Annotated in this window: 20 protein-coding genes and 1 other RNA gene; 14 read left to right on the top strand and 7 right to left on the bottom strand. The window is 52.5% G+C overall.

Annotated features, from left to right (window positions below; genetic code table 11):
- The first annotated feature begins 167 nt into the window (after window positions 1–167).
- Together serA and ibsC are read left to right on the top strand one after the other, a co-directional pair.
- A complete protein-coding gene (gene serA / locus K0778_RS14090) occupies window positions 168–1,400 on the top strand; it encodes a phosphoglycerate dehydrogenase (RefSeq protein ID WP_001151604.1) in 1,233 nt (410 codons plus the stop codon).
- A 228-nt stretch (window positions 1,401–1,628) separates the two neighbouring features.
- The gene (gene ibsC / locus K0778_RS14085) at window positions 1,629–1,688 is read left to right on the top strand and encodes a type I toxin-antitoxin system toxin IbsC (RefSeq protein WP_010723220.1); all 60 of its coding nucleotides are present in this window, start codon (window positions 1,629–1,631) and stop codon (window positions 1,686–1,688) included.
- 100 nt (window positions 1,689–1,788) lie between these two features.
- On the opposite strand, the gene K0778_RS14080 is transcribed toward ibsC, so the two are convergent.
- The 3 genes from K0778_RS14080 to zapA form a co-directional block, all read right to left on the bottom strand.
- Window positions 1,789–2,391: a 5-formyltetrahydrofolate cyclo-ligase gene (locus tag K0778_RS14080; RefSeq protein ID WP_001298273.1), complete on the bottom strand. Its 603-nt coding sequence runs from the start codon at window positions 2,389–2,391 to the stop codon at window positions 1,789–1,791.
- 20 nt (window positions 2,392–2,411) lie between these two features.
- Window positions 2,412–2,595, bottom strand: a non-coding RNA gene (ssrS, locus tag K0778_RS14075) — 6S RNA.
- Window positions 2,596–2,636: 41 nt separating this feature from the next.
- On the bottom strand, window positions 2,637–2,966 hold the full coding sequence (gene zapA / locus K0778_RS14070; protein ID WP_001276008.1) for a cell division protein ZapA: 330 nt from the start codon (window positions 2,964–2,966) through the stop codon (window positions 2,637–2,639).
- A gap of 167 nt (window positions 2,967–3,133) precedes the next feature.
- Between zapA and ygfB the strand changes: the two genes are divergently transcribed.
- From ygfB to ubiI, 4 genes are read left to right on the top strand one after another with little or no spacing between them, the layout of a single operon-like run.
- Complete coding sequence (ygfB, locus tag K0778_RS14065) at window positions 3,134–3,712, top strand: UPF0149 family protein YgfB (RefSeq protein ID WP_001295378.1); 579 nt, start codon at window positions 3,134–3,136, stop codon at window positions 3,710–3,712.
- Window positions 3,713–3,737: 25 nt separating this feature from the next.
- On the top strand, window positions 3,738–5,063 hold the full coding sequence (gene pepP, locus K0778_RS14060) for a Xaa-Pro aminopeptidase (protein WP_001290123.1): 1,326 nt from the start codon (window positions 3,738–3,740) through the stop codon (window positions 5,061–5,063).
- Window positions 5,060–6,238 (top strand): 2-octaprenyl-6-methoxyphenyl hydroxylase, encoded by a 1,179-nt coding sequence (gene ubiH / locus K0778_RS14055; protein ID WP_000111199.1) that lies wholly within the window; start codon window positions 5,060–5,062, stop codon window positions 6,236–6,238. Before pepP ends, ubiH begins: the two co-directional genes overlap by 4 nt.
- A gap of 22 nt (window positions 6,239–6,260) precedes the next feature.
- Window positions 6,261–7,463 (top strand): FAD-dependent 2-octaprenylphenol hydroxylase, encoded by a 1,203-nt coding sequence (gene ubiI / locus K0778_RS14050; protein WP_001192185.1) that lies wholly within the window; start codon window positions 6,261–6,263, stop codon window positions 7,461–7,463.
- A gap of 73 nt (window positions 7,464–7,536) precedes the next feature.
- Here ubiI and K0778_RS14045 read toward each other — a convergent pair whose 3' ends face one another.
- A complete protein-coding gene (locus K0778_RS14045; protein ID WP_122056850.1) occupies window positions 7,537–7,620 on the bottom strand; it encodes a hypothetical protein in 84 nt (27 codons plus the stop codon).
- Between the two features lie 289 nt (window positions 7,621–7,909).
- On the opposite strand from K0778_RS14045, the gene gcvT reads away from it, so the two are divergent.
- The 4 genes from gcvT (at window position 7,910) to K0778_RS14025 (ending at window position 13,419) form a co-directional block, all read left to right on the top strand.
- Complete coding sequence (gcvT, locus tag K0778_RS14040) at window positions 7,910–9,004, top strand: glycine cleavage system aminomethyltransferase GcvT (RefSeq protein WP_063084612.1); 1,095 nt, start codon at window positions 7,910–7,912, stop codon at window positions 9,002–9,004.
- Between the two features lie 23 nt (window positions 9,005–9,027).
- Entirely contained in the window at window positions 9,028–9,417 is a 390-nt protein-coding gene (gene gcvH / locus K0778_RS14035; protein ID WP_001295377.1) for a glycine cleavage system protein GcvH, read from the top strand.
- Window positions 9,418–9,535: 118 nt separating this feature from the next.
- Entirely contained in the window at window positions 9,536–12,409 is a 2,874-nt protein-coding gene (gcvP, locus tag K0778_RS14030; RefSeq protein WP_000195062.1) for an aminomethyl-transferring glycine dehydrogenase, read from the top strand.
- 266 nt (window positions 12,410–12,675) lie between these two features.
- Window positions 12,676–13,419, top strand: a complete 744-nt coding sequence (locus K0778_RS14025; protein WP_000951964.1) for an SDR family oxidoreductase — start codon at window positions 12,676–12,678, stop codon at window positions 13,417–13,419.
- A 56-nt stretch (window positions 13,420–13,475) separates the two neighbouring features.
- Here the strand turns inward: K0778_RS14025 and bglA are convergent, their stop codons facing one another.
- Window positions 13,476–14,909: a 6-phospho-beta-glucosidase BglA gene (gene bglA / locus K0778_RS14020; RefSeq protein ID WP_001336277.1), complete on the bottom strand. Its 1,434-nt coding sequence runs from the start codon at window positions 14,907–14,909 to the stop codon at window positions 13,476–13,478.
- Window positions 14,910–14,953: 44 nt separating this feature from the next.
- Between bglA and yqfB the strand changes: the two genes are divergently transcribed.
- Window positions 14,954–15,265: a N(4)-acetylcytidine aminohydrolase gene (yqfB, locus tag K0778_RS14015; RefSeq protein WP_001182957.1), complete on the top strand. Its 312-nt coding sequence runs from the start codon at window positions 14,954–14,956 to the stop codon at window positions 15,263–15,265.
- Window positions 15,266–15,428: 163 nt separating this feature from the next.
- Entirely contained in the window at window positions 15,429–16,088 is a 660-nt protein-coding gene (locus K0778_RS14010) for a hemolysin III family protein (protein ID WP_000250272.1), read from the top strand.
- A 195-nt stretch (window positions 16,089–16,283) separates the two neighbouring features.
- On the opposite strand, the gene ygfZ is transcribed toward K0778_RS14010, so the two are convergent.
- On the bottom strand, window positions 16,284–17,264 hold the full coding sequence (ygfZ, locus tag K0778_RS14005) for a tRNA-modifying protein YgfZ (RefSeq protein ID WP_000886062.1): 981 nt from the start codon (window positions 17,262–17,264) through the stop codon (window positions 16,284–16,286).
- A gap of 242 nt (window positions 17,265–17,506) precedes the next feature.
- Between ygfZ and sdhE the strand changes: the two genes are divergently transcribed.
- Together sdhE and K0778_RS13995 are read left to right on the top strand one after the other, a co-directional pair.
- On the top strand, window positions 17,507–17,773 hold the full coding sequence (sdhE, locus tag K0778_RS14000) for an FAD assembly factor SdhE (protein ID WP_000354046.1): 267 nt from the start codon (window positions 17,507–17,509) through the stop codon (window positions 17,771–17,773).
- A complete protein-coding gene (locus K0778_RS13995) occupies window positions 17,754–18,161 on the top strand; it encodes a protein YgfX (protein WP_000244777.1) in 408 nt (135 codons plus the stop codon). Before sdhE ends, K0778_RS13995 begins: the two co-directional genes overlap by 20 nt.
- Window positions 18,162–18,200: 39 nt before the next feature.
- Here K0778_RS13995 and fldB read toward each other — a convergent pair whose 3' ends face one another.
- Complete coding sequence (gene fldB, locus K0778_RS13990) at window positions 18,201–18,722, bottom strand: flavodoxin FldB (RefSeq protein WP_001055874.1); 522 nt, start codon at window positions 18,720–18,722, stop codon at window positions 18,201–18,203.
- Between the last annotated feature and the right edge of the window lie 85 nt (window positions 18,723–18,807).

Raw genomic sequence — 18,807 nt, 5'->3', positions numbered from 1 at the left:
CTCTAAATAAATCTTCTAAACCAGCATATTCATCCAAGAATTACCTTTGCGTGATATTTCCTCAACATCGCGACGCAAACGTTCATATTGCCGCAATATTATTTTTTGATATGTTGAAAGGCGGACGCAAATCCGCACACAACATTTCAAAAGACAGGATTGGGTAAATGGCAAAGGTATCGCTGGAGAAAGACAAGATTAAGTTTCTGCTGGTAGAAGGCGTGCACCAAAAGGCGCTGGAAAGCCTTCGTGCAGCTGGTTACACCAACATCGAATTTCACAAAGGCGCGCTGGATGATGAACAATTAAAAGAATCCATCCGCGATGCCCACTTCATCGGCCTGCGATCCCGTACCCATCTGACTGAAGACGTGATCAACGCCGCAGAAAAACTGGTCGCTATTGGCTGTTTCTGTATCGGAACAAACCAGGTTGATCTGGATGCGGCGGCAAAGCGCGGGATCCCGGTATTTAACGCACCGTTCTCAAATACGCGCTCTGTTGCGGAGCTGGTGATTGGCGAACTGCTGCTGCTATTGCGCGGCGTGCCGGAAGCCAATGCTAAAGCGCACCGTGGCGTGTGGAACAAACTGGCGGCGGGTTCTTTTGAAGCGCGCGGCAAAAAGCTGGGTATCATCGGCTACGGTCATATTGGTACGCAATTGGGCATTCTGGCTGAATCGCTGGGAATGTATGTTTACTTTTATGATATTGAAAATAAACTGCCGCTGGGCAACGCCACTCAGGTACAGCATCTTTCTGACCTGCTGAATATGAGCGATGTGGTGAGTCTGCATGTACCAGAGAATCCGTCCACCAAAAATATGATGGGCGCGAAAGAAATTTCACTAATGAAGCCCGGCTCGCTGCTGATTAATGCTTCGCGCGGTACTGTGGTGGATATTCCGGCGCTGTGTGATGCGCTGGCGAGCAAACATCTGGCGGGGGCGGCAATCGACGTATTCCCGACGGAACCGGCGACCAATAGCGATCCATTTACCTCTCCGCTGTGTGAATTCGACAACGTCCTTCTGACGCCACACATTGGCGGTTCGACTCAGGAAGCGCAGGAGAATATCGGCCTGGAAGTTGCGGGTAAATTGATCAAGTATTCTGACAATGGCTCAACGCTCTCTGCGGTGAACTTCCCGGAAGTCTCGCTGCCACTGCACGGTGGGCGTCGTCTGATGCACATCCACGAAAACCGTCCGGGCGTGCTAACTGCGCTGAACAAAATCTTCGCCGAGCAGGGCGTCAACATCGCCGCGCAATATCTGCAAACTTCCGCCCAGATGGGTTATGTGGTTATTGATATTGAAGCCGACGAAGACGTTGCCGAAAAAGCGCTGCAGGCAATGAAAGCTATTCCGGGTACCATTCGCGCCCGTCTGCTGTACTAATTCCCCTTCTCTGAAAATCAACGGGCAGGTCACTGACTTGCCCGTTTTTTTATCCCTTCTCCACACCGTTGCCGCGTTGCGCATTCTACTTTGCGAGTCTGCTCCAGAAAATAAATCAAAGTCAGATCAATGCGTTGTGTTTATTTAATGGGGATTTACGATGGCAGGGCAGCATGGGGCTGTAACGGTAAAGCCCTCACCGAAGCGAGGGCTTGAAGGAGAAGGGTTATGATGCGACTTGTCATCATACTGATTGTACTGTTACTCATAAGTTTCAGCGCTTATTAACAGTCAGTCTCAGGGGAGGAGCAATCCTCCCTTACCCTTACTCACTAAATTAGGTCAAAGAATCAACGATGTCAATCAGGGCGATGCAGGTGTGTCGCCCTTACCACTCCCAGACTTTCGACGGTGTAACCACCGCAGGCAGTGGGATATCCCACTCTTCAACGGGGAGTTTTTCCACCAACTGACAATCATGCGCATAACCCACCGGTTGCATTTTATAGTGCTGCCAGTTTTGTAAGGTCCGATCATAAAAACCTCCGCCCATTCCCAGGCGCTGACCGTACTCATCAAAGGCGACCAGGGGGGTGATCAGGACGTCTAATCGGGAAAGGGGGAGCACGTCACGCACATCCAATTTTGGCTCATGGATCTTCAACCTGTTCATCACCAGTTCGCTTTGCGGATGGTAATTCAGGAACAGCAAATTACCGGCACTAAAGGGATGCAAAACTGGAAGATATACGCGCTTACCGGCGCGCCAGAGTTGTTCTATGAGTGGCTGGGTGTCGAGTTCGCCATCAAAAGAGAGGAATACAGCGACCGTATGTGCCATCACCACCGGGGGATAAGTCATCATCCGGGTAGCGGCTTGTTGACCCATTTCCTGCTGTTGTTCCGGCGTTAACGCACGACGACGTTGCCGAATCATTTTGCGGATTTCTTGTCGGGATAATGTCAGTGGGAGTTCTGGTAGTTGCGTCATGGCTGGTGCCAGATAAGAAGGGAATCTCCGAGATGCCGCCGCAGGCTGTAACCCTTGAACCCTTGGTTCAAGGTGAATGTGTCGTCGCAGTTTTAAGGCTTCTCGGACGGACCGAGCATGCTCACCAACCGCGGAGCGCCACATTCTTGTGGTATGAAATATCGGCTCAGGGGACTGGCCCGCTTGCGAACATCTCAGAGAAATTTTGTCTTCACGGTTACTCTACCACAGTAAACCGAAAAGTGTCATTCAAAGTTTTGGTTAGTTTTTTCGGTGATGCGACCTTGTTCAAGTAACGCTTGTTCTATGGTCTGCTGCAGCATCCGAATACGCTGTTCCATACTTGCCGCGTAGTCACGAGTCTTTGCTTTTTCTTGCGCTAACTCATAGCTGATATTCAATGCGGCAATGAAGACCAACTGTTCAGTATTTGTGACTCTAGTGCGTTCTTTCAGATCTTGCAACCGTTGGTTCAGATCGTCCGCTGCCTGATTCAACGCATCCCTTTGGTCAGGCGGGCAGTTCACACGCAGTGAACGGCCAAAAATTTGGATATCGACGGGTTGTGCAGACATGCCACCTTCCTGCTGATTGACTGCGCTGCCTTCGTCTTTAGACCCATGGTCTGCGAAGGGGCGACACTATAGCTACCCTGATGAGAAGAGACAAGCCCTTTTCTGGTCCACCAGGGCCCAAAGTGGTAGCATATCATGAATATTCCTCCCTTTGACGACGAATGCTTATGTCTATACAGAACGAAATGCCTGGTTACAACGAAATGAACCAGTATCTGAACCAACAAGGGACGGGTCTGACCCCAGCTGAGATGCATGGTTTAATCAGCGGGATGATATGTGGCGGTAACGATGACAGCTCATGGCTACCGCTACTTCACGACCTGACGAACGAAGGCATGGCTTTCGGTCATGAGCTGGCACAGGCACTGCGTAAAATGCACTCTGCCACCAGCGATGCCCTGCAGGATGACGGCTTCCTTTTTCAGCTTTATCTGCCTGATGGCGATGATGTCAGCGTTTTCGATCGGGCTGATGCATTGGCAGGTTGGGTCAATCACTTCCTGCTTGGTCTTGGCGTTACGCAACCGAAGCTGGATAAAGTGACCGGCGAAACCGGTGAAGCTATCGACGATCTGCGTAACATTGCGCAACTGGGTTACGACGAAGACGAAGATCAGGAAGAGCTTGAAATGTCGCTTGAAGAGATCATCGAATACGTTCGTGTTGCCGCGCTGTTATGCCACGACACCTTTACTCATCCGCAACCGACCGCGCCAGAAGTACAAAAACCGACTCTACACTAAAAACAAAAAACGTAAGGAGAGTGTTATGAGTGAGATATCCCGGCAAGAGTTTCAGCGTCGCCGTCAGGCCCTGGTGGAGCAAATGCAACCCGGCAGCGCCGCGCTGATTTTTGCTGCACCAGAAGTAACACGTAGCGCCGACAGCGAATACCCCTATCGTCAGAACAGTGACTTCTGGTACTTCACCGGCTTTAACGAACCGGAAGCGGTGCTGGTGCTGATTAAAAGCGATGACACTCATAACCACAGCGTTCTGTTTAACCGCGTTCGCGACCTGACGGCGGAGATCTGGTTTGGCCGTCGCTTAGGCCAGGATGCCGCGCCAGAGAAACTGGGCGTTGACCGCGCACTGGCATTCAGCGAAATCAATCAGCAACTTTATCAACTACTTAACGGCCTGGATGTGGTTTACCATGCCCAGGGCGAATATGCATATGCTGATGAAATCGTGAACAGTGCGCTGGAAAAACTGCGTAAAGGTTCGCGGCAAAATCTCACCGCACCGGCAACGATGATCGACTGGCGTCCTGTTGTTCATGAAATGCGCCTGTTCAAATCGCCAGAAGAGATTGCCGTACTCCGCCGCGCGGGAGAAATCACCGCCATGGCACATACCCGGGCGATGGAAAAATGCCGTCCGGGAATGTTCGAGTACCATCTGGAAGGCGAAATTCACCACGAATTTAACCGCCACGGTGCGCGCTATCCGTCCTATAACACCATTGTCGGCAGCGGTGAAAACGGCTGCATTCTGCACTACACCGAAAACGAGTGTGAAATGCGCGACGGCGACCTGGTGTTGATTGACGCGGGTTGCGAATACAAAGGTTACGCTGGCGATATTACCCGCACCTTCCCGGTCAACGGCAAATTCACCCAGGCCCAGCGTGAAATCTACGACATTGTGCTGGAGTCTCTCGAAACCAGCCTGCGCCTGTATCGTCCGGGAACTTCCATTCTGGAAGTCACTGGTGAAGTGGTGCGCATCATGGTTAGCGGCCTGGTAAAACTCGGCATCCTGAAAGGTGATGTTGATGAACTGATCGCTCAGAACGCCCATCGTCCTTTCTTTATGCATGGCCTTAGCCACTGGTTAGGACTGGATGTCCATGACGTTGGCGTTTATGGTCAGGATCGCTCGCGCATTCTGGAACCGGGGATGGTACTGACCGTAGAGCCTGGTCTGTATATCGCGCCGGATGCGGATGTGCCAGAACAATATCGCGGTATCGGCATTCGTATTGAAGACGACATTGTGATTACCGAAACCGGTAACGAAAACCTCACCGCCAGCGTGGTGAAAAAGCCGGAAGAAATCGAAGCGTTGATGGCTGCTGCGAGAAAGCAATGAGCGTAATCATCGTCGGTGGCGGCATGGCGGGCGCGACGCTGGCGCTGGCTATTTCCCGGTTAAGTCACGGGGCGCTGCCGGTACATTTGATTGAAGCGACTGCGCCAGAGTCACATGCTCATCCGGGCTTTGATGGACGAGCGATAGCGCTGGCGGCGGGTACCTGTCAGCAACTGGCGCGCATCGGCGTCTGGCAATCTCTGGCGGATTGCGCAACTGCCATCACCACCGTGCATGTCAGCGATCGTGGTCACGCTGGATTTGTCACCCTCGCCGCAGAAGATTACCAACTGGCGGCGCTGGGACAGGTTGTCGAATTGCACAATGTCGGGCAACGGCTGTTTGCATTGCTGCGTAAAGCACCTGGCGTAACGCTGCATTGCCCTGATCGCGTGGCTAACGTTGCCCGTACTCAGAGTCACGTTGAAGTGACGCTGGAGAGTGGCGAGACGCTGACGGGCCGCGTGCTGGTAGCCGCTGATGGCACCCATTCAGCGTTAGCCACCGCGTGCGGCGTTGACTGGCAGCAGGAGCCTTACGAACAACTGGCAGTGATTGCCAACGTTGCTACTTCTGTTGCGCACGAAGGCCGCGCTTTTGAACGCTTCACGCAACATGGCCCGCTGGCGATGTTGCCGATGTCTGACGGACGCTGTTCGCTGGTCTGGTGTCATCCACTGGAACGGCGCGAAGAGGTGCTGTCGTGGAGTGACGAGAAGTTTTGCCGTGAGCTCCAGTCGGCCTTTGGCTGGCGACTTGGAAAAATTACCCACGCCGGTAAACGCAGTGCTTATCCGCTGGCGTTAACCCGCGCCGCCAGAGCTATTACCCATCGTACCGTGCTGGTGGGCAATGCGGCGCAAACCCTGCACCCGATTGCCGGGCAAGGGTTCAACCTCGGTATGCGAGATGTGATGAGTCTTGCGGAAACCCTGACTCAGGCGCAGGAGCGCGGAGAAGACATGGGGGATTACGGCGTATTGTGCCGTTATCAGCAGCGTCGACAGAGCGATCGCGAAGCAACCATCGGCGTCACGGACAGCCTGGTACATCTTTTTGCCAACCGTTGGGCACCGCTGGTTGTCGGGCGCAACATCGGACTGATGACGATGGAATTATTCACCCCGGCACGCGATGTGCTGGCGCAGCGCACCCTCGGTTGGGTGGCGCGTTGAAGGCGGTTTTAAGGAATAAACAATGCAAAGTGTTGATGTAGCCATTGTTGGTGGCGGCATGGTGGGGCTGGCGGTTGCCTGCGGCTTACAGGGGAGCGGCTTACGCGTTGCCGTACTGGAGCAGCGCGTACCGGAACCTCTGGCGGCGGATGCACCACCACAACTGCGCGTTTCGGCTATCAATGCCGCCAGCGAAAAATTACTCACCCGTCTTGGCGTCTGGCAGGACATTCTCTCTCGTAGGGCCAGTTGTTATCACGGTATGGAAGTGTGGGACAAAGACAGTTTTGGTCACATTTCGTTTGACGATCAAAGCATGGGCTATAGCCATCTTGGGCATATCGTTGAAAACTCAGTGATTCACTACGCGCTGTGGAACAAAGCGCAGCAGTCGTCAGATATCACTCTGTTGGCCCCCGCAGAATTACAGCAGGTCGCCTGGGGAGAAAATGAAACTTTCCTGACGCTGAAAGATGGCAGCATGTTAACGGCGCGTCTGGTGATTGGCGCGGACGGTGCTAATTCCTGGTTGCGCAATAAAGCAGATATTCCGCTGACTTTCTGGGATTATCAGCATCACGCGCTGGTAGCGACCATTCGCACGGAAGAACCGCATGATGCGGTGGCGCGGCAGGTTTTCCATGGCGAAGGCATTCTGGCCTTTTTACCGCTTAGCGATCCGCATCTTTGCTCAATTGTCTGGTCACTGTCGCCAGAGGAAGCGCAGCGGATGCAGCAGGCAAGTGAAGATGAATTTAATCGCGCGTTAAATATCGCTTTTGATAATCGCCTGGGCTTATGCAAGGTTGAGAGCGCGCGTCAGGTGTTCCCACTGACGGGGCGTTATGCGCGCCAGTTTGCCGCGCACCGTCTGGTGCTGGTGGGCGACGCCGCGCATACCATTCACCCGCTGGCGGGGCAGGGAGTAAATCTCGGCTTTATGGATGCTGCAGAGCTGATTGCTGAACTGAAACGGTTGCATCGTCAGGGGAAAGACATCGGGCAGTACATTTACCTGCGCCGGTATGAGCGTAGCCGCAAGCACAGTGCGGCGCTGATGCTGGCTGGTATGCAGGGATTCCGCGATCTGTTTTCCGGTACCAATCCGGCGAAAAAACTGCTGCGTGATATTGGTTTGAAACTGGCCGACACGCTTCCTGGCGTTAAACCACAACTTATCCGCCAGGCAATGGGATTAAACGATTTGCCTGAATGGCTGCGTTAAAAATTTCTCTTCTGCTGTTTATTTGATACCCATCACACTTTCATCTCCCGGTTTTTTCGCCGGGAGATTTTCCTCATTTGAAATAAACTAATTTCACCTCCGTTTTCGCATTATATTTTCTAATGTCATTATTTTTTGATTTAGTGTTTTTTGACATTTTTTTAGCTCTTAATATTGCCTTATTCAAATTAGCTTTCTAATGGCATCATCTTTATATAGAAACTGGTGTGTTTTTTGGTTTTTTATTCTGTCGCGATTTTGGCGTTTTTTAACCATAAGCTAATGTGATGATCAATTTTACCTTATGGTTAACAGTCTGTTTCGGTGGTAAGTTCAGGCAAAAGAGAACGATTGCGTTGGGGACCGGGAGTGGCTCCGACGCTGGGTTTCGTGGTGATAATTTCACCATGAAAAGTTGTCAGCCCCGCTTATTCAATGAGGACAAGATGGCACAACAGACTCCTTTGTACGAACAACACACGCTTTGCGGCGCTCGCATGGTGGATTTCCACGGCTGGATGATGCCGCTGCATTACGGTTCGCAAATCGACGAACATCATGCGGTACGTACCGATGCCGGAATGTTTGATGTGTCACATATGACCATCGTCGATCTTCGCGGCAGCCGCACCCGGGAGTTTCTGCGTTATCTGCTGGCGAACGATGTGGCGAAGCTCACCAAAGGCGGCAAAGCCCTTTACTCGGGGATGTTGAATGCCTCTGGCGGTGTGATAGATGACCTCATCGTCTACTACTTTACTGAAGATTTCTTCCGCCTCGTTGTTAACTCCGCCACCCGCGAAAAAGACCTCTCCTGGATTACCCAACACGCTGAACCTTTCGGCATCGAAATTACCGTTCGTGATGACCTTTCCATGATTGCCGTGCAAGGGCCGAATGCGCAGGCAAAAGCTGCCACACTGTTTAATGACGCCCAGCGTCAGGCGGTGGAAGGGATGAAACCGTTCTTTGGCGTGCAGGCGGGCGATCTGTTTATTGCCACCACTGGTTATACCGGTGAAGCGGGCTATGAAATTGCGCTGCCCAATGAAAAAGCGGCCGATTTCTGGCGTGCGCTGGTGGAAGCGGGTGTTAAGCCATGTGGCTTGGGCGCGCGTGACACGCTGCGTCTGGAAGCGGGCATGAATCTTTATGGTCAGGAGATGGACGAAACCATCTCTCCTTTAGCCGCCAACATGGGCTGGACCATCGCCTGGGAACCGGCAGATCGTGACTTTATCGGTCGTGAAGCCCTGGAAGTGCAGCGTGAGCATGGTACAGAAAAACTGGTTGGTCTGGTGATGACCGAAAAAGGCGTGCTGCGTAATGAACTGCCGGTACGCTTTACCGATGCGCAGGGCAACCAGCATGAAGGCATTATCACCAGCGGTACTTTCTCCCCGACGCTGGGTTACAGCATTGCGCTGGCGCGCGTGCCGGAAGGTATTGGCGAAACGGCGATTGTGCAAATTCGCAACCGTGAAATGCCGGTTAAAGTGACAAAACCTGTTTTTGTGCGTAACGGCAAAGCCGTCGCGTGATTTACTTTTTTGGAGATTGATTGATGAGCAACGTACCAGCAGAACTGAAATACAGCAAAGAACACGAATGGCTGCGTAAAGAAGCCGACGGCACTTACACCGTTGGTATTACCGAACATGCTCAGGAGCTGTTAGGCGATATGGTGTTTGTTGACCTGCCGGAAGTGGGCGCAACGGTTAGCGCGGGCGATGACTGCGCGGTTGCCGAATCGGTAAAAGCGGCGTCAGACATTTATGCGCCAGTAAGCGGTGAAATCGTGGCGGTAAACGACGCACTGAGCGATTCCCCGGAACTGGTGAACAGCGAACCGTATGCAGGCGGCTGGATCTTTAAAATCAAAGCCAGCGATGAAAGCGAACTGGAATCACTGCTGGATGCGACCGCATACGAAGCATTGTTAGAAGACGAGTAACGGCTTTATTCCTCTTCTGCGGGAGAGGATCAGGGTGAGGAAAATTTATGCCTCACCCTCACTCTCTTCGTAAGGAGAGAGGTTCACAATTCACTGCACGTTTCAGGAACCATCGCTCATGACACAGACGTTAAGCCAGCTTGAAAACAGCGGCGCTTTTATTGAACGCCATATCGGACCGGACGCCGCGCAACAGCAAGAAATGCTGAATGCCGTTGGTGCACAATCGTTAAACGCGCTGACCGGCCAGATTGTGCCGAAAGATATTCAACTTGCGACACCACCGCAGGTTGGCGCACCGGCGACCGAATACGCCGCACTGGCAGAACTCAAGGCTATTGCCAGTCGCAATAAACGCTTCACGTCTTACATCGGCATGGGTTACACCGCCGTGCAGCTACCGCCGGTTATCCTGCGTAACATGCTGGAAAATCCGGGCTGGTATACCGCGTACACTCCGTATCAACCTGAAGTCTCCCAGGGCCGCCTTGAAGCACTGCTCAACTTCCAGCAGGTAACGCTGGATTTGACTGGACTGGATATGGCCTCTGCTTCTCTTCTGGACGAGGCCACCGCTGCCGCCGAAGCAATGGCGATGGCGAAACGCGTCAGCAAACTGAAAAATGCCAACCGCTTCTTCGTGGCTTCCGATGTGCATCCGCAAACGCTGGATGTGGTCCGTACTCGTGCCGAAACCTTTGGTTTTGAAGTGATTGTCGATGACGCGCAAAAAGTGCTCGACCATCAGGACGTCTTCGGCGTGCTGTTACAGCAGGTAGGCACTACCGGTGAAATTCACGACTACACTGCGCTTATTAGCGAACTGAAATCACGCAAAATTGTGGTCAGCGTTGCCGCCGATATTATGGCGCTGGTGCTGTTAACTGCGCCGGGTAAACAGGGCGCGGATATTGTTTTTGGTTCGGCGCAACGCTTCGGCGTGCCGATGGGCTACGGTGGCCCACACGCGGCATTCTTTGCGGCGAAAGATGAATACAAACGCTCAATGCCGGGCCGTATTATCGGTGTATCGAAAGATGCAGCTGGCAATACCGCGCTGCGCATGGCGATGCAGACTCGCGAGCAACATATCCGCCGTGAGAAAGCGAACTCCAACATTTGTACTTCCCAGGTACTGCTGGCAAACATCGCCAGCCTGTATGCCGTTTATCACGGCCCGGTTGGCCTGAAACGTATCGCTAACCGCATTCACCGTCTGACCGATATCCTGGCGGCGGGCCTGCAACAAAAAGGTCTGAAACTGCGCCATGCGCACTATTTCGACACCTTGTGTGTGGAAGTGGCCGACAAAGCGGGCGTACTGACGCGTGCCGAAGCGGCTGAAATCAACCTGCGTAGCGATATTCTGAACGCGGTTGGGATCACCCTTGATGAAACAACCACGCGTGAAAACGTAATGCAGCTTTTCAACGTGCTGCTGGGCGATAACCACGGCCTGGACATCGACACGCTGGACAAAGACGTGGCTCACGACAGCCGCTCTATCCAGCCTGCGATGCTGCGCGACGACGAAATCCTCACCCATCCGGTGTTTAATCGCTACCACAGCGAAACCGAAATGATGCGCTATATGCACTCGCTGGAGCGTAAAGATCTGGCGCTGAATCAGGCGATGATCCCGCTGGGTTCCTGCACCATGAAACTGAACGCCGCCGCCGAGATGATCCCAATCACCTGGCCGGAATTTGCCGAACTGCACCCGTTCTGCCCGCCGGAGCAGGCCGAAGGTTATCAGCAGATGATTGCGCAGCTGGCTGACTGGCTGGTGAAACTGACCGGTTACGACGCCGTTTGTATGCAGCCGAACTCTGGCGCACAGGGCGAATACGCGGGCCTGCTGGCGATTCGTCATTATCATGAAAGCCGCAACGAAGGGCATCGCGATATCTGCCTGATCCCGGCTTCTGCGCACGGAACTAACCCCGCTTCTGCACATATGGCAGGAATGCAGGTGGTGGTTGTGGCGTGTGATAAAAACGGCAACATCGATCTGACTGATCTGCGCGCGAAAGCGGAACAGGCGGGCGATAACCTCTCCTGTATCATGGTGACTTATCCTTCTACCCACGGCGTGTATGAAGAAACGATCCGTGAAGTGTGTGAAGTCGTGCATCAGTTCGGCGGTCAGGTTTACCTTGATGGCGCGAACATGAACGCCCAGGTTGGCATCACCTCGCCGGGCTTTATTGGTGCGGACGTTTCACACCTTAACCTACATAAAACTTTCTGCATTCCGCACGGCGGTGGTGGTCCGGGTATGGGACCGATCGGCGTGAAAGCGCATTTGGCACCGTTTGTACCGGGTCATAGCGTGGTGCAAATCGAAGGCATGTTAACCCGTCAGGGCGCGGTTTCTGCGGCACCGTTCGGTAGCGCCTCTATCCTGCCAATCAGCTGGATGTACATCCGCATGATGGGCGCAGAAGGGCTGAAAAAAGCAAGCCAGGTGGCAATCCTCAACGCCAACTATATTGCCAGCCGCCTGCAGGATGCCTTCCCGGTGCTGTATACCGGTCGCGACGGTCGCGTGGCGCACGAATGTATTCTCGATATTCGCCCGCTGAAAGAAGAAACCGGCATCAGCGAGCTGGATATTGCCAAGCGCCTGATCGACTACGGTTTCCACGCGCCGACGATGTCGTTCCCGGTGGCGGGTACGCTGATGGTTGAACCGACTGAATCTGAAAGCAAAGTGGAACTGGATCGCTTTATCGACGCGATGCTGGCTATCCGCGCAGAAATTGACCAGGTGAAAGCCGGTGTCTGGCCGCTGGAAGATAACCCGCTGGTGAACGCGCCGCACATTCAGAGCGAACTGGTCGCCGAGTGGGCGCATCCGTACAGCCGTGAAGTTGCGGTATTCCCGGCAGGTGTGGCAGACAAATACTGGCCGACAGTGAAACGTCTGGATGATGTTTACGGCGACCGTAACCTGTTCTGCTCCTGCGTACCGATTAGCGAATACCAGTAATTCACTGATTCGACTATTTTCTAAAGGCGCTTCGGCGCCTTTTTAGTCAGATGACAAAGTACAAAAGTGCTCAGACAGTCCCCTCGCCCCTTTGGGGAGAGGGTTAGGGTGAGGGGAACAGGCCGGCACTGGCGCGAATATTTACCCTCACCCCGGCCCTCTCCCTGAAAGGGCGAGGGGGAAAAGCGTGCCAACATTGAAGATTGAGCCAGTTTGTTAGCAATCTCAAAGATACGTCAACGAATTAATTTTTCTCGGAAAAACAAATGGCTATAGCACTTGTGACTGGTGGCAGTCGCGGCATCGGGCGGGCAACTGCATTACTGTTGGCGCAAGAAGGGTATACGGTGGCGGTTAATTATCAGCAAAACCTCCACGCGGCGCAGGAAGTGATGAACTTAATAACGCAAGCCGGTGGCAAAGCATTCGTGCTCCAGGCGGATATCAGCGACGAAAACCAGGTCGTTGCGATGTTTACAGCAATCGATCAGCACGATGAACCGCTAGCAGCGCTGGTCAATAACGCCGGGATCTTGTTTACCCAGTGCACCGTTGAAAACCTTACCGCAGAGCGAATCAACCGAGTACTTTCCACCAACGTGACGGGATATTTTCTCTGCTGCCGCGAGGCGGTAAAACGCATGGCGCTTAAAAATGGTGGCAGTGGCGGCGCTATCGTCAATGTCTCTTCGGTGGCCTCACGGTTGGGTTCGCCAGGGGAATATGTTGATTACGCGGCATCGAAAGGGGCGATTGATACGTTAACCACCGGACTATCGCTGGAAGTCGCCGCGCAGGGGATCCGCGTTAACTGCGTGCGGCCAGGGTTTATTTATACCGAAATGCACGCCAGCGGCGGCGAGCCTGGACGCGTCGATCGCGTTAAGTCGAACATCCCCATGCAGCGTGGTGGACAGGCAGAAGAGGTCGCGCAGGCCATTGTCTGGCTACTAAGTGATAAAGCCTCTTACGTCACGGGAAGTTTTATCGATTTGGCGGGCGGGAAATAAAACAGGGAAGTTGTCTGACCGGATGCAACAAGTATTGCATCCGGTACTTCATCGACTTAAAGCTTCTCGCCGTTGCTGGCAATCACCTCTTTGTACCAGTTAAAGCTCTTCTTACGTGAACGCGACATATCGCCAGTACCGTCGTCATGTTTATTCACATAGATAAAGCCGTAGCGTTTGCTGTACTGCCCGGTGGTGAACGACACGCAGTCGATGCAGCCCCACGGTGTGTAGCCCATCAGATCCACGCCATCGTAAGTCACCGCTTTTTTCATCTCTTCGATATGGGCGCGCAGGTAGTCAATGCGGTAGTCGTCGTTGATGCTGCCATCTTCTTCCACTTTGTCGTAAGCGCCAAAACCGTTTTCGACAATAAACAGCGGCCTCTGATAACGCTCATACAGTTCGCAAAGTGCATAGCGCAGACCTACTGGATCAATCTGCCAGCCCCAGTCAGATGCTTTAACATACGGGTTTGGTACGCTGCCTTCAAAACCAGAGATCGCATCGCCGGTGCCGCCTTCGGCCTTCACTGCATTGGTCATGTAATAGCTGAAACCAAGATAATCGCAGGTGCCTTCACGCAGCACATCCAGATCGCCGTCTTCCATTTTGATGTTAAATCCGCGACGCTCCCACTCGTTCAACACATAGGACGGGTAATAGCCGCGTAGCTGCACATCGGTAAAGACGTAGCGTTCGCGCATCGACTCCTGAGCGAACATCACATCGTCCGGGTTACAGGAGTAAGGATAGAGCGGCACCATCGCCAGCATACAGCCGACTTTCATCTCCGGGTTAATGCGACGCGCAGCTTTCACCGCCAGGGCGCTGGCGACAAACTGGTGATGCAGCACCTGATACATCGTCTCTTCCGGGTTTTCATGCTCGGTATACACCACGCCGGAGCAGCAGTAACCGAACAGCGGTGCACGCCAGTTACGCTGGTTGTTAATTTCGTTGAAGGTCATCCAGTATTTGACTTTGTGCTTATAGCGTTCAAATACCACTTCCGCGAAACGTACAAAGAAATCAACCACTTTACGGTTGGTCCAGCTACCGTATTGCTGCACCAGATGCAGCGGCATTTCAAAGTGGGAGAGGGTGATCACCGGTTCGATGTTGTATTTCAGCAGTTCATCGAACATATCATCGTAGAACTTCAGCCCTTCTTCGTTTGGCTGAGCTTCATCGCCTTTTGGAAAAATGCGCGTCCAGGCAATGGATGTACGAAAACATTTGAAGCCCATTTCGGCAAATAGCTTGATGTCTTCCTTATAGTGACCATAAAAATCAACGGCTTCATGGTTTGGATAGTATTTTCCTGGCAAGACTTCTTTGGTGATTTCGCGCGGCACGCCGTGTGCGCCACCGGTCAGAACGTCACAAATGCTCGGCCCTTTTCCGCCTTTGTTCCAGCCGCCTTCGACCTGATGAGCGGCAACTGCGCCGCCCCATAAGAAATCTTTCGGTAAGGTGAGTTTTTTCACTATCATAGGCTCCAGATGAGTCAATTCTTACAGGAAATAGTACCATGCAGCCAAACGACATCACTTTTTTTCAACGTTTCCAGGATGACATTCTGGCTGGGCGTAAAACCATCACCATCCGCGACGAGTCTGAATCGCACTTCAAAACGGGTGATGTGCTTCGTGTCGGACGTTTTGAAGATGACGGTTATTTTTGCACGATTGAAGTCACCGCAACCTCAACCGTAACGCTGGATACGCTGACTGAAAAACATGCAGAGCAGGAAAATATGACCCTGACTGAACTGAAAAAAGTCATTGCTGACATCTATCCCGGTCAGACACAATTTTATGTGATTGAATTTAAATGTCTTTAAATTGAACTCACGCCTGTTAGTTGAAATTTCGCATTTAATTTCATGATTTTTAGGAGATTAGTCTCAAATCAGAATTTATTTTAGCTAACAGGTGTTCACTGGAACTATTCTCAGTTACGCTGGAGAGGTATACATGTGCGTGTACGTTTCTCCGGAGTAAGTTATGGTTCAGAAGCCCCTCATTAAGCAGGGATATTCACTGGCAGAGGAAATAGCCAACAGCGTCAGTCACGGCATTGGGTTGGTGTTTGGTATCGTTGGGCTGGTGTTGCTACTGGTTCAGGCGGTGGATCTTAATGCCAGCGCCACAGCGATAACCAGCTACAGCCTCTATGGCGGCAGTATGATCCTGCTGTTCCTCGCTTCGACGCTCTATCACGCCATTCCTCATCAACGGGCAAAAATGTGGCTGAAGAAATTTGACCATTGCGCTATTTACCTGTTGATTGCCGGAACCTACACGCCGTTTTTGCTGGTGGGGCTGGATTCTCCGTTAGCGCGCGGGTTGATGATTGTTATCTGGAGCCTGGCATTGCTGGGTATTCTGTTTAAACTGACCATCGCGCACCGATTCAAAATTTTATCTCTGGTGACCTATCTGGCGATGGGCTGGCTGTCGCTGGTGGTAATTTATGAAATGGCAGTTAAGCTCGCGGCGGGCAGCGTTACCTTACTGGCGGTAGGCGGCGTGGTTTATTCGCTCGGGGTGATTTTCTACGTCTGCAAACGCATTCCATACAACCATGCCATCTGGCACGGCTTCGTGCTCGGCGGTAGTATGTGCCACTTTCTGGCGATCTATTTGTATATTGGGCAGGCGTAATGGGTATGCCTTTGTAGGCCTGATAAGACGCGCCAGCGTCGCATCAGGCATCGGAGCACAACTGCCGGATTCGGCGTGAACGCCTTATCCGATCTACGGGCCTCGTCCCTGTTGTGATAAAGGCATCAAATCCCAGACATGATAAGACGCGCCAGCGTCGCATCAGGCGATAAATGCCTGATGCGATAAAGAGATTTACTCTTCGAGCGAATACGGCAGCGGCTCGATATGCAATGTATTCGCATCGTCGCGTACGCGGAAGATGCTATCCGGTTCCATATCGTTATTCATGACGACCTGTACCACGACCTGACCATCTTCCAGTTTTACCGCAGCCAGTACCGTACCGGTACGACGCCAGTTCTCGCCCATTTTCAGCTCTAAGTCTTCACCAGCTTCCGGCAGTCGGCTGGCGCTACCTGCCAGCAACCAGAGCGCACGTTTATTGGCACCACGGAATTTTGCTCGCGCCACCATCTCTTGTCCGGTATAACAGCCTTTCTTAAAGCTGATACCGCCCAGCGCCTGGAGATTGGTCGCCTGTGGGATAAACTGCCCGCTGTTGGCGGCATCAATCACCGGGAAACCCGCTTCAATGTTTAATGCCAGCCACTGTTGGCTATTGTTCAGTTCCGCTTCACCGCGCAGTTTATCGGTCAGCATATTAGCAGTAGCTTCATCGGTTACGATCAGGAAACGTTCTGCCGGGTGTTCAAACCATAGCAAAGTGGTCGCGCCTTCTTTGACTACCTGTTTTTCTTTCGAAGGCAGTTCGCTAAAGAGATTTGCCAGCGCGGCGCGCGCCTGAAAACCGGCAACACCAAGCAGCACACGCTCGTCGTCTGGCGCGATGGTCACTTTAGAGAATACCGCATATTTTTTCAGTTCAGTCAGCTGCGGTTCACGCACGCTGCGCCGTTCAATCCATGCAAAGCCATCGCCGTCGCGGAACAGACGTAAATTGCTCCACATTTTACCTTTGGCGTCGCAATGGGCGGCGAGCAGGTGCTGATCTTCTGCCATCTGGCTGACATCTGCTGTCACCTGACCCTGCATATATTTTTCGCTGTCCGCGCCAGTAATGGTGGCAAGCGCCCAGTCATCAAGCGTCATCAGCGTCAGCGGTAAACGGGCAGAAGCCGTAGGCTGACGGGGAGGAAAAGGTGTAAAAGCCATAATAGAGTCCTGAGTTGCTTAACGGCGTATTAATGACTAATGGTAAAAGAGCTATGAGGCAATGCAAGTGCTTTCACTACGCGATCTGTGCCTTCTGCGAGGCGACTTCCAAAAAAATGAAGCCATTGAATTGTTGTGAATTAATTTCGCGATCGCGATGGTGTTTACTGATATTCCCGTAAAAGAAGGCGAAAAACACGTTACAATAGCCGGGTACTGGATTTTCGTGAGACAGGAAGAAGATGGACATTAACAACAAAGCCCGCATTCATTGGGCATGCCGCCGTGGTATGCGCGAACTCGATATTTCAATCATGCCGTTTTTCGAACATGAGTACGACAGCTTAAGCGATGACGAAAAACGCATCTTTATTCGTCTGCTGGAATGTGACGATCCGGACCTGTTTAACTGGCTGATGAATCACGGTAAACCGGCCGATGCAGAACTGGAAATGATGGTCCGACTCATCCAGACACGGAACCGGGAACGTGGTCCTGTGGCAATCTGATTTGCGCGTCTCCTGGCGCGCACAGTGGCTTTCCTTGCTGATTCATGGGCTGGTTGCCGCTGTTATTTTACTCATGCCCTGGCCACTCAGTTACACCCCGTTATGGATGGTGTTACTTTCGCTGGTGGTGTTTGATTGCGTTCGCAGCCAGCGGCGTATTAATGCTCGCCAGGGGGAAATTCGCTTGTTGATGGACGGGCGTTTGCGTTGGCAAGGGCAGGAGTGGAGCATCGTCAAAGCACCGTGGATGATTAAGAGCGGCATGATGCTGCGTTTACGTTCTGATGGCGGTAAACGGCAACATTTATGGCTGGCAGCCGACAGCATGGACGAAGCTGAATGGCGGGATTTACGGCGGATTTTGTTGCAACAAGAGACGCAAAGATAAAGATGACGGCAAAGCATATGCGCTAAGCCGTCAGTGAGATCAGGCGTAATGCTCTGCCATTTCGTTGAGGATTTGCTCGCACCAGCTCTGAATACGCTCGTCGCTAAGGTCATACTGGTTAGTTTCATCCAGCGCCAGACCCACGAACAGTTGCCCGTCAGCAATCACCGGTTTCGGGCTGGTAAATTCATATCCTTCCGTTGGCCAGTAGCCGACGAACTTCACGCCTTTGGTCGAGAGTTTGTCATGCAGCATACCGAGCGCATCGAGGAACCACTCGCCGTATCCCAGTTGATCGCCAAGCCCATACAGCGCAACAATTTTACCTTCAAGGTTCAGGTCGTCGAGCTGATCCCAGACGGCTTCCCAGTCTTCCTGGATTTCACCAAAATCCCAGGTCGGGATACCCAGAATGAGCACATCGTACTGCTCCATTAATTTCGGGGAGTCGTCCTTGAGGTTATGTAAGGTCACCAGTTCTGGGCCGATAATATCGCGGATTTTTTCTGCCGCCATTTCGGTGTAACAGGTGCTGGAACCGTAAAAAAGACCCATATTCATAACGTAAGCTTCTCGATTCTGCTGTGGCTTTTGCGGCTAGTGTATCAGAATCGCTTTAGTCACGGCACAATAAGGCATAATGGAT

The organism is Escherichia sp. XD33, from assembly GCF_019375075.1.
Lineage (GTDB): Bacteria > Pseudomonadota > Gammaproteobacteria > Enterobacterales > Enterobacteriaceae > Enterobacter > Enterobacter flexneri_A.
This window is presented reverse-complemented; position numbering and strand designations above follow the sequence as displayed.